This is a genomic window from Infirmifilum sp. (assembly GCF_049970975.1).
Taxonomy (GTDB): Archaea; Thermoproteota; Thermoprotei; order Thermofilales; family Thermofilaceae; genus Thermofilum; species Thermofilum uzonense.
The window spans coordinates 1-11,794 of record NZ_JBMFLX010000040.1 but is presented as its reverse complement, the minus strand read 5'-3'; the positions used below and the strand labels follow the sequence as shown (position 1 = coordinate 11,794).

The window sequence follows — 11,794 nt, the reverse complement described above, 5'->3', positions numbered from 1 at the left end:
TGAAATTTTAATGCTTAATCCTGGCGAGAAAGGTAGTCAACCAACTCCTGAATTTCGGGTCTTAGTATGGGGTTTGATGATAGTGCTTGTTTCAGGATTTTCAAAAATGCTGGCTCTAAATTCATCTCCAGCAGAGGTGCTGGCAGTGAATCGGGGGCTGGCAAATATCCAGTCAACATTTCGACAATAATCGCAGCGAAGGAGTATACGTCAGTTTTCATGCTTATTTCGCCTCTCTCAACTAGCTCTGGGGGGGCATATCCCTCAGTAAATGCCAGCTTCCTATATCTCTTGATTGTGTCAAACTTCTCGAGGAATGTAGCCGTATAAAAGTCTGAAAGTAGAAGGTTATCCTCAGAAAGTAGTATATTTTCAGGTTTTAAGTCTCCATGGACTATGCCCTCTCTATTCAGAGACATTACTTTCTCTCCAAGTTTCCTAGCCATCACTAATGGTTCCCGTATACCTCCAGCCTCAAGCAAGGATCGCATGGATCCTTTCTCACAGTACTCCATGACTATTGCCAGAACTTGGCCCTTGTTTTTCCATGTAATGTCTTCCACCTGATAAAGTCCAGCATCATAAATATTGACTACGTTTTTTGCATTCTTGTTAAGTCTTCGAGAGATTTCAGCCATCTTCTGGGCCTCAGTAACAAATTCTCCCAATATTTTCTCCGGTGCAACGTAAGGATGGGGTATCTTAACGGCTACAAGTCTATCTGTAACAATGTCTCTTGCTCTGTAAACGGTGCCGAAGCCACCTTCCCCTAAACGGGTCTGTAAAATAAGCTTTCGATTTAAGATGTCCCCAGGAGAAACTCGAACTCCCTCCGGAAGCTCGGGTACATCCACATCATGTGTCACGACTACGCTTTTAGAAATTTCCTTTGTCCCTATGCTGATCGAGCCTTCGAGATTAACGGTTACCCTTTGTACACCTGGCTCCAGCCTAAGAGTCGCTCTGCCGACACCCTTGCTGTCAAGTACTAATGAGGCGGAAGTGCTTCCCAAGGCTATTGTCGCCCTTGCTCCGGAAAGAGGTTGTAGGCTTGAAGGTCTCGTAGCCTTAACTTCGACTTCGACTTCTTGGGCTCCTTCCTTTCGAGAAATTCTTAGGAGCTTCACATTTATATTGGGATCTCTCATAGAAGCTTCGAAAAGCCATTCACGGAGAGAGAAAAGGAAAACTTCATTGCGAAGAGCAATATTTTCGGTGAGTGGTACTGGTAATAAAACAGTGTCAATTATCTCCCCAGTATCCGAGATAAACATTAACTTCCACCTTGAAAGAACTATTATCTTTTCTCCCACAAAGACACCGAAGATGGGTTCGAGCTCCGTTTCTCTTTCCGCCCCGCTCTCAATGTCCACAAGCTTTATTCTTGAACTCTCGACATCCCAGTTGATAATGGTTCTTCCTGAACAAGCTAATTTCTTACCTATGAGCTGTTTCTCGAACAGCATCTCACCGCTTGCGGAGTCAAGCAAGAGAAGTCTTGAGCCACACGTCAAAGCAAGGCGACCTTCATGGAAGAGTAATTGTTTACAATTGCCACCGACCTTCAAAGCCCATTGTTTACTCCAGTTATCCTCATAAAAATTGATCCTGGTTAGATTACCCCCAACGTCCAATACGTACAAAGAACTCCCCCCAGGAGTTACCCCGAGTATGCGTGGAAAATCAAGGTGATACTCTCTATCCTCACGGAGAACGTAAAGCTTACCTTGAAGGAGGCCCTTTTCTGGACCCCATAACGCTATAAAGGGGTAGGACACAACTCCACCGTCTATTTTTGTGAGAATCTTCCTCTCTTTTAAAATACCATCTACAATTTTCAAAATGACATTCTCCTTGTCGGCGTAGACTATTATGAACTCATCCCTGTAAGGAGCAGCTGCCAACAGATGCCCTTGCCATTCAGATACTTTCCTAGGAATCCCATCATGAAAATAAATTGACTTGTTCGTTAGGATGTAACAAAAACTTCCTTTACACACTATCTGGCGTATGGAGCTGTCCAAGTTAAAAACACTTGTTGGTGAAAGCTCTAGCATCTCACTTCACTAGCTCCTTACCACAATACACGCAAACTTTACCAGAGGCGGGATTCGGCATCCCACAATGTGGACATTTAATGAAGGATTCTCCCCTTGATTTGAAAAACTCTTCAATCGTCTTAAAAAGCTCCTGCTTCGTCTCCTCAAAAGATCCTTTAACTTCCCCCCTAGTAATTAATAAAACCTGTTCAAGAACGTATGAGGGTAGCTGGTCGAGTGGGATGCCGTTGATCTCCTTCTTACCAATATCCAACCTCAAGGATTTAGAAAACTTCAAAGAGGAATAATAGAGTTTTTTAGCCAAGACGTTCTGGAAGACCATTAGTGGTGAGGCTCGCCAATACCAGCTCAGATACTCTCTTTCCTTCACCTTAGACAGGTCGTACTTCGCTAAATAGTCATATCCTTCGCCTTTAGAGCTCAACGGGCAAGAGCCTTTAAAGTAGTGTTCGCATAGAAACGGGTTTCGTGTCTCTGCACAAAATACGCAAGGAAAGCTTAGAACTCGGACGAGGTCTTCTTGGAGACTCAGGGATCCGCCAACAGAAGCTATCACAGGTAAAACTACGGTTGCTTTCTTACCAATCTCGATGTTGCCGTGTACGTATAGCTGAAAAATCGTAGACCTTTCTATATATGCATGTCCGCGCTCATTACGTGTCCCTACTAATACTCTTCCGAGGACTATGGATGGTGCTGAGATTTTTAGTTCACTGAAAACAGATATGTTTCCGAGGATTATTGAGGGGGCGTCTATTACTATACTCCTGGCAAAAATATTTCCGAAAACTATTACTGTTCCTTTTTCCCCTTGGATTTTTACGCCGCTACCCTCCAAGTCCCCTAAAGCCCCCATATCGCCTATTACAGCAATGTTTCCACTTGTAACATCCAAATTTATAGCATTCCCAGCTATTATATTTCCTTTAAGAACCAGGTCTCCTCTCAGCGAAGCTGTGTCGAGAACCCAAACATCTCCCACTTGAACAACATCAGAGTCCACGTCAATAGCCCTGACTCCGACGATAGGTTCGGCACCTCTGTAACCGCCTATTAGATGTACAACATCACTAGATGAATCATAGCTTAGTTTCTCGCTAGTGGGAAACCTTCTCTCTAAAAGGCCTGGCAAGCTACAACACCCCTATGCTCATCTTCTCTATCAAATCCTTTTCATCCGGTGACTTGGCAAGATTTAGAAGGATTTTTTTGGCTTCAGCAATGTTATCCTGCGTTATCTCGATATCCTCCCATGTTGGGACGCTAGAAGCGTATGACTGTAAGCTTTTGGTCAGCTTTGTCTCTTTCTCCCAGTCCTCGCTGGGAGCTATTATTCTCGATTCAAATACTCCATTTAGTTGAGCTTCCGCCTTGAGTACTGGTACCAGTAATATCGTGTTCTCTTCGCTGGGTATTCCTCTAAAGGAGTACCGCTCTAGCATCTGCTGGAAATTATGTCTCAGCATGCTCGCCTCCTCTAGAAGTGTTCTCGCCTCCTCAAGCCGTGAGGCTATCTCCTTTATGGCATGGGCTCTTCGCTCAGTGTCCTCGTCAACGACTAGACTGACAAGCTCAGCATCCACATACTCAGGGCTTAATCTCTTATAGAACTCTGAAACGGTTTTCTCCAGATTAATAGCTTCACGCATAAGCTGGAAGTCCAGCTCAGCTCTACGTACAAATTGTCCAAAGAAGTGTTTAGCTGCCGAGAGATAGTCCTGCAGTATCTCGAGTATCTTTTCCCGATACATCCTTACTATTTCAGGCACCCTTTTGTTCAGCTCGGCTGAAAACTTCTTCAGAGCTTCAAGCCTAGCAACTGCTGTTATGTAGCTTGTAAGGCTTAAAGTCGTGCTTACGAGAAGCAGTCTCGCAGATAGGTCGAGCCTCGTCCGTGCAAGCTCGGAACTAACCTCGCCAAGCTTGACACCTATAAGCTTAGATAAATCTTGTACGTCTCCTCGCAGATTTCTAACCTCATCTAACAGCCTATCGATCACACTTTCGAGACGGCCAATCTCCCTTTCAATACTACTGGCACTACTCATTAGGCTCACCTCATATCTGTAGTGGAAATAATATCTCGGATTTGTTTTACAAGCACGGGATCCTTTGCCGCCACTGACTGCAATAGATCCTGAGTAGCCTCAGACATCAGTATAACCCCCATAACCTTTTTAACACCGTTAAGCTGGGATTCGGCCTCAGATATCTCGCGCTCCAAGTGTAAAAGCTCTCGCTGGTACTCCTCGGATATCTGCCTGTAAATTCCTACAGCAGTCTTTCTTTGATCCTTATGCAACCTAGCGTTGTTCACAGAGGTTATTATTTCGGAGCTTTTCTCGAGCAGGTCTCTCGTCTTCTCGCTTAGAACCGCTATATAACCCTTTATGGCTGGCAACTGCAACATCCACAAGGACTCACGATCCTCTTCACTTAAGACTCGTCCACACCTTCTACATCTTACTGAAGGAGGTTGAAACACGGAGCTCCACGTAAACTCAATGTGCTCGTCTGCTCCGGTCAGAGGAAGAGAATAAATCATTAGGGCTCTTAGATATTTCTCCTCGAACTCCTTCTTAGACTCATCACCTGTAACTCCGGGTAGTGGCAGTGAAGCATTGACGCTTTTCTCAATATCCTCCCATCCCTTCCTTACAACTTCCTCTACAAGGGGGTCAGGCGACACTATATCTGTATCCTTATCGATACCACCGAGAATATTATCGTATACGAAACGTTTAAGATCCAGCCTTGGCAAGTAAACGTCATATAACGTGGAGGCGCATCTCTTGCAGTAGAAGTTTACAAGCCCAAATTTTATCATTTCCTCCTCCAAAGGCATCGTTTTCGCTATCATCTCCCTCACAGCAATGTTAACAATACTCTCATAGACCTCTTTTTTAGAGGAAAACTGTTTAGCCTCCTCTACGTAGGAACCCAACGATGAAAGTTGTTCAACAGCCCCTACAACGTAGTCAAATCTTTTAGTCTCGCTTACAACTTTATCTACCAGGTGCGAGAAGACCTCTCCAGAGACATAGCCGTCGGACATAGTATAGAGTTTCAGAAGTAGTGAAACACTTTCACTATCAAGCAGTTCTATTCTGAAGCCCTCCTCTTCCTGAGAGATACCGCCCTTTAACACCTGAAGAGACTCATTAACAACCTCTGCGAGGATGCTCTCCGGAGACCTGTTTTCGATAATTCTCTCCCATAAATTCAATCGTTTAAAACCCTCTATGAGTTTATAGCCAGAATCCTTCCCTCTAACCACAGCCTCAAGATATATGTTCTCGCCGAGTAGAAGTTTTTCACGTGCCTCCTCCACAGCACCTGGATTACTTACAAAAAGGACACGGATTTTGATAGGCTCACTCCACGGAGTAAAGAGGATATGCCCTTCCCCGTAAGGATTCTTCACAAGAGCTAGCGGGACAAACGCCCTGGAAAACCGTATTTTCACACCAGGGATAACAAAAGAAGAAATCCTCGCCTCAATCCCCCTAAGCTTGGCTAGTTTGTCAGACACCATATTTTTTAATGTCAAGACATGCGAGTTTAGACGTTGCGCCTCAGCAATCATTTCCCGGGCGCGGCTCTTCGCACTCAGACCCGCCCCTACTGCAATAAGAGACGTGAGGAAAAGGAAAAAGGCAAGAATAGAAGACTTGGCTACTAATGACAAAATGAAGAGGATGAAGAGGAAAAGACCGGAGAGCATAAAAGTCATAAAGCGACCCTCAAGACTGGGCGCTTCATGAGTCAGAGACTCGATTCTAGCGCGGGTAGAGCGAATCTGGGCTTCGAGCATAATGATTTCCATCTGAGTTTTCTCTCTCTCCTCCTTTAGAGACCTGTATTCTTCGAGTTTTTTAGAAACAAGAGGTTCGAGAAGTTTCGCGATTGAATATCCCAGGTCGTTTTCCCTGACCGAGGAGAAGATTTTTTGTGGGACCTTCAGGCTAAGTCCCATATTCTATCCATACGAATTATGCGGCTTTATATTTATATTTTGCTAAAGGAATAAATTTATTTTCTTTAAATTCAAGGTAGAGAATTCTGTTCTGATCCGATATGCTACATGCTGCAGAATTTAATCCTCGATAAGCCGAATTAGTCATTGGAGCAAAAAGTCGAGCACACAAATACACGACAAAAAGATAAGTCTAGAAGGATTAACACGAGAAGACTGGAGGCACAGCCTTCCCTTTATTATTATTTAAAGCTGGATAGTCCGCCTGGTGCCAGCCTCCTCAATCCATAGCTTTACTGGAACATGTCTGTCTTTCCTGAAAACGTCAGCGTAAACCCCGCTTATCCAGAGATAAAGGGTGGTACCAGGCCCCAGTCTTATAGATTCACCACTACGCAGCCTGCGTTGCGACTCAGTAATGGAATAACTAAATAATACGGGGAGCACGGCCCTAGGAGCCAATCTTATTTCGACTGACTCTCCAATAGGATCTTTATAAATTACCACGTGCTCTCGGTGAGTACAATCCTCTTCATCCTCCATACAACCCCAGCGACACATCACGTTATTGAAGACTTTAAGGATCCTACCGTTTTCTTCCATGATTTTTAAACCATCACTGACCGTGCCTGGTATAACAGGGTCTCTACCCCCGGGATCATAGCGGCCGAGAACAAGACGACTCATAGAAGGTATACTGATGCCAAAGCGGTCTCCCTCGACTTCAATATAAAGGTTTTTCCCCGTAGGGGTGATAACCTGTTGAGGCTTCACAACGACCTCGGGAGTAGGTTGAGCGCTCGGAGAACACCCTATAAGGACTGCATCAAGGTGTCCTATCCATGCATCACAGAGTGCTGAGAGCCTGTCTATCTCGCGTTGTTGGAGCATCCCCCTCGGGATTGTAGGCAGGATAGCTTCGAATTCATTGAAAAGATTATCTAGCGCTTCACACCCATGAAACTCTTCCTTAAGTATTAGAAGGTTTGATCGAATGTGACTTAGAGGTGTTTCTATATCACTCCAACTAACGGATCCCTTCACGAGTAGTTGTTTAAGAGTCATAATATAGCCGCGGGCTGTTGAAATCTTTGAAATAAAAGCCTCGACCTGGGTAAGGATGGATCTCCATTCTAGGATTCTCAATTCAAGCTCCTTGACCGTTTTCTCTGTTATGATTTTCTCAGGAGCCTCTTTTTTAAGCTCGAGCTCGGTTGACTCTATACCCTCTTGTAGTTCCTGTAAAATTTTTTTGACGGAAGTCTTTAGGCTCGGCGATTTAGATAGCTTTGACACAAGGCTCCGCAAACTCGTAACCTCGCCTCGGAGAGCCCCCACGCTACAACTTGGCTTGTTTAAATAATCTACAATCCTGTTAATCTGAACACGAATATGTTTAATTGTTTCAGCCTCACTCACATATATTAAAGAAAATTGTATATTATATATTTCTTTACTTTTTCTAGATTAAAAAGGCATGAAAGATACTTTAGATTAGCCAAGGTTAAACTTTTGTAGGAATCTTCGAATACAAGGGCATTCCTCAAGGGCGAGTTTAATGAGACTATCCATGACGCTTCGACAGCCTGGGTTCTGCGCTTTGAAAAAGTCAATATTCGAGAAGGCCAGTAATTGTCCTAGCGAGTCGTACAAGGATACCTCTTTACCCGCCTTCAGAGCTTCAAGCAATGTCTGAGCACATTCACAAGATGATTTGCGTTGAACAGATTCGAAGAATTGTTCAAGCTTGTCCCTTCTTATATGTGTTTCTATGCAGCTGGCACATGAGTTAATATTAGCAAGCTCAAGTACTAAATTTACCTCAGTACCGTTAAATAAGAGCGATAGGCCAACAGGATACTTACTGTAGAATGTCATAAAATCCTTCATGAAATTTCGGAAGATCTCGAAGAATAACAAGCCTAAAAGCTGAACCTTAGAGGTAATGGGGTCACTCCCATTAAGGACTATCTGCACTTTTTTGCCCAGAGGCATGTAAAAGACATCCTCAACAGCCATTTTAAACACCCAGTGGGTTACGTCATGTATCCTTTTTCCCTGTATGAGGTCGAAAAGCAGAACCTCATATACAAACTCCGCCCTTTTTCTTGAAAAGTCCATAGCATCGGCGAGCCTTAAAACCCTAGAGAGATATCCCAGATCCACATTATAGCCGCCTATCATCTTGACCTGATCCTTGATCTGAACGCTTGATGAATGCTGCTCCACAATGGTAGCTATTGCTTCGACAAGATCCTTCTTTGTGTCTGGTGTCAGAGACCTGATACTTAGTTTATCATTAAACTCACGCCTAATATAAGCAGCACTGATAAACGGGTGAAGAATACGGATAACCATTGCATCCTGCTCGTCGAGAGAGTCTTGATTCGGTAGTCTAAAAACTGAGCCCCGGAAGTAATCGGAGTAGTTTAATCCCAGCTTGGCCTTCAACTTGTCAAGAACTCTAGGATCGATGTCTTCTTCGTTTAACTGGAGGTTATTGATGACTCGGGGTGGAAGCGCCATGCCACAATCGTGAAGATAGGCAGCACACCCCATCACCGCATAGGTGGCAGGGTCTGAAGTCATAGAGTCTAGCAGTGAACGGGCATAGCGGAAAACATTCCAGGCATGAACATGGTCGTGGAGGACAAAATAAGGAAATAGACGCCTCTGATAACCTGTTAAATAATTTCCAAACTCCTGACAGAACTGAACAAGCTCGTCCCAGGGTGCAGTCACAAGAAATTCTAAAAATTTGTTTATTTAAACTTAACTACTTGACTACTTAATCTTAATAAGACTTAGTTTAAAGAGATACTCCAACCCTTCCACGCTTTTTCTAAGATAAAAAAAGCGCTCCAAGAAATTTTTTATTATAGGCCAACTACTACATACTGTGGCAGAAGAGTGGAAGTGCCCAAGATGCGGATACATTAATCCACCCTTCTCACGCATATGCTCTAACTGCGGAGCGGAACGTCCAGGCTTGTGGCGCTGCGAAAACGGACACATGAACCTTCCCTTCGCTCAGTTCTGCACCGCCTGCGGAAAGCCTAGACCGCCCTTGGAGACATCTACTAAAGCTAAAGAGCAGGACTGGCTACAGTTCAAGAGTCACTACGTCGGAAAGACAGTTAAAGTTAAACTACCGGGACCCTCACCAACATCGCTCCCTCCACACGTGGGAAAGCTGACAATTCATGGTTACGAGTGCCGTTCAATTCTTGGGAAAACAGGCCTCTCAGCAACGCTATTATGTGTTGACAGCCACGGAGTTAGCCGTGTGTTGAAGATCCCCGCCCAGTGGTTTGACAGCATAATATTGGGTAGGAAAATGGAGAAATTAAGCCGCTTTGAAAGCATGGGGAGAGAGAGGCAGATACTTATGGAGCTTATGAAGGAGGAGCACCCATGTATAGTTAAACTCGAAGAGATCTTTGAGGCAAGACAAGACGAACCCCCCGCACTCGTTCTAGAGTTTTGCACTGGAGGCTCTTTAGCCGATGTCTTGATAAAGACAGGTCCATTAGACCCTCTCACAGCAGCATCTATAATTGTCCAGATAGCAGACGCCCTAGCGTTCCTACACAAGAAAGGTTACGCGCACGGCGACGTAAAGCCCGAGAATATTCTCTTCTCCGGGGACAAAGTGCCCAAGCTAGCCGACTTCAACAGCGCCAGAGCCATTGCTACAGCATCGAGGAGCAGAGTACCTCTTACGCCGGGCTACGCAGCGCCAGAAGACGTTAAAACCGGGAGGCCGAGCCAGAAGGGCGATGTCTGGTCCCTAGCACTTGTTCTCCTAGAGGCCGTGACAGGGAAGCCACTCTTCGCCTCACCCGACTTCTTACCATACGAGGAGGAGCTCCAGGCATTTAGAGAGGGTAAGGTTAAGTTGCCCGGGACAGGGGATAAAGAGCTTGATGAAATCTTGGAGCAATGCCTGAAGGTTGACCCTAATGAGAGGCCAGATATGGATGACTTTGAGAGGATGCTCATAAAATACTTGACGAAACGCTTACTAGTAGCGGGCTGAAAATTCATATAACATCGATGTATGAATCCCCAACTAGCGTTCCATATGTCCGGCTTAGCTGGTTTAGCAGAAAAACCTAGATTCGGCTTGTTTTTCCCTAGACCGGGGGTACCTGAGGAGGTGGTATCTTGCCTGTCGGCGTTGGCGGGGCCTGTGCAACGGGAAGTATAATTATGCCTGCAAGTGCTAGGACAAGCCCTATAAGCAAGTCCCATGAGCTGAAAAGCAGGGCGATCGCTATGAGAACTCCGAGTAACGTGATCCACCTATTCCTTTGATCTGGTGTTAGTGGTAAGGAGGCCTTTAGCAGGGAAAAGCCCACTGAAACTACAATTGACCCGATAACAATATAGAGTAGGGCTAGAAGCATGCCACCCACTGGAATTAGCTTCAGGATCTCGCCATAAACAGGTAGCAGTGAGCTTAAGAGAGCCCCGATAGCACTCGCGAAGAGAATGATGACGATACCCTTAATGATCTCGAATATCCCGAGAACAATAATAATGATAGCTCCGATCTTTACGAGGAGACCTGCAAACTCCGGGGCTATTTTTTCCACGATTTTATTTTCCATTGTCGCGTATTTATTTTTTACCCTACAACTACCTTTTAGAATCATTGTCCAATCACTCCCTAAGCCTTTTCAAGTTCAAGAGCTTACAGAATAAAGTTAATACATTATATATACATTATAGTAGACCACTTCCCGCAAAAGGGGAAATACCTGGAGATATAGTCCAGCTACAGGTGAGTTTTCCGATGTAGAACGATCCGTAAGAGACTATACATCTAAACCTCAGATCCCGACAACGATCGCTAGTATAAGCCAACTTCACAAAAAGAAAAAGAATTTAGCATTGCGTCCCGCATACAACTAAGCATGGAGGAGGCAAAAGCCTTAATCAATCTTATAGAGGAGGGTAAGACCCTGCCACCAAAGGAAATTCTCATACTGCTACACAAAGTTGAGAAATTGCTACTTGACGAACAGCAGCTCGTCAGGACAAAGCCCCCTTTAGTTATAATCGGCGACCTCCACGGCGACCTTGAGACTGCTCTCTCGGTGGTCAAGCGCTTCCCCCCTGCAAAGTACAGGCTCGTCTTCCTCGGCGACTACGTGGACAGGGGCGAGCGCTCCCTCGAGACAGCAGCCTACCTCCTGGCGCTCAAGCTCCTCCACCCCGAGAGAATCACCCTGCTGAGGGGGAACCACGAGTCACCCCTCGTGAACCAAGCCTACGGGTTCTACTCCGAACTCCTCAGGAAGCAGAGGGGCGAGGCCTTCAGGCTCTTCCTACGGTTCAACGAGGTCCTCTCAGCCCTGCCCTACGCAGCCCTACTGAAGCCGCACCGCCTCCTGCTCGTCCACGGGGGCGTCCCCACGAGCATTCCGAGGCTGGGGGAGGTGGCTTCCCTGCCCAAGAAGGACCTCGTGCCCACAGACGAGACGGCCTTCCAGCTGCTCTGGAACGACCCCCACGAGGGCGTGGAGGGGTTCGCGCCCAGCGACAGGGGGGAGGGAGCCTACCTCTACGGCAAGAGGGCTGTGGAGGAGTTCCTGAAGAGGAACAGGCTCTCGGGCATCATCAGGTCCCACGAGGCCGTCGAGGAAGGCTACCGCTTCAACTTCCCGGTCAAGCGGAGGGTGAGGCTCCTCCAGCCCAGGCCGCCAGCGGGCTTCCGGGGCCTCGTCCTCACAGTCTTCTCGAGCGGGTCCTA

9 protein-coding genes are annotated in these 11,794 nt (G+C 45.9%); 2 read left to right on the top strand and 7 right to left on the bottom strand.

Annotation, left to right across the window (positions count from 1 at the left end; all coding sequences use genetic code 11):
- Positions 1–14: 14 nt before the first annotated feature.
- From ACP5KC_RS06710 to ACP5KC_RS06685, 6 genes are all read right to left on the bottom strand, one after another.
- Positions 15–1,904: a serine/threonine-protein kinase gene (locus tag ACP5KC_RS06710; protein WP_428287040.1), complete on the bottom strand. Its 1,890-nt coding sequence runs from the start codon at positions 1,902–1,904 to the stop codon at positions 15–17.
- 154 nt (positions 1,905–2,058) lie between these two features.
- Positions 2,059–3,192, bottom strand: coding sequence for a hypothetical protein (locus ACP5KC_RS06705; RefSeq protein ID WP_428287039.1), 1,134 nt, complete (start codon positions 3,190–3,192; stop codon positions 2,059–2,061).
- Between the two features lies 1 nt (position 3,193).
- Positions 3,194–4,108 (bottom strand): hypothetical protein, encoded by a 915-nt coding sequence (locus ACP5KC_RS06700; protein WP_428287038.1) that lies wholly within the window; start codon positions 4,106–4,108, stop codon positions 3,194–3,196.
- Between the two features lie 5 nt (positions 4,109–4,113).
- Positions 4,114–6,036, bottom strand: a complete 1,923-nt coding sequence (locus tag ACP5KC_RS06695) for a hypothetical protein (RefSeq protein WP_428287037.1) — start codon at positions 6,034–6,036, stop codon at positions 4,114–4,116.
- 246 nt (positions 6,037–6,282) lie between these two features.
- On the bottom strand, positions 6,283–7,455 hold the full coding sequence (locus ACP5KC_RS06690; protein WP_428287036.1) for a hypothetical protein: 1,173 nt from the start codon (positions 7,453–7,455) through the stop codon (positions 6,283–6,285).
- A gap of 75 nt (positions 7,456–7,530) precedes the next feature.
- The gene (locus ACP5KC_RS06685) at positions 7,531–8,778 is read right to left on the bottom strand and encodes an HD domain-containing protein (RefSeq protein WP_428287035.1); all 1,248 of its coding nucleotides are present in this window, start codon (positions 8,776–8,778) and stop codon (positions 7,531–7,533) included.
- Between the two features lie 157 nt (positions 8,779–8,935).
- On the opposite strand from ACP5KC_RS06685, the gene ACP5KC_RS06680 reads away from it, so the two are divergent.
- Positions 8,936–10,075, top strand: a complete 1,140-nt coding sequence (locus ACP5KC_RS06680; protein ID WP_428287034.1) for a serine/threonine-protein kinase — start codon at positions 8,936–8,938, stop codon at positions 10,073–10,075.
- A 97-nt stretch (positions 10,076–10,172) separates the two neighbouring features.
- Here ACP5KC_RS06680 and ACP5KC_RS06675 read toward each other — a convergent pair whose 3' ends face one another.
- Positions 10,173–10,649 carry a hypothetical protein gene (locus ACP5KC_RS06675; protein WP_428287033.1) on the bottom strand — a complete coding sequence of 159 codons (477 nt, stop codon included), beginning with the start codon at positions 10,647–10,649 and terminating at the stop codon, positions 10,173–10,175.
- 306 nt (positions 10,650–10,955) lie between these two features.
- On the opposite strand from ACP5KC_RS06675, the gene ACP5KC_RS06670 reads away from it, so the two are divergent.
- Positions 10,956–11,794, top strand: an 839-nt coding sequence (locus tag ACP5KC_RS06670) for a metallophosphoesterase (protein WP_428287032.1), incomplete at its 3' end; no start/stop codon positions are given.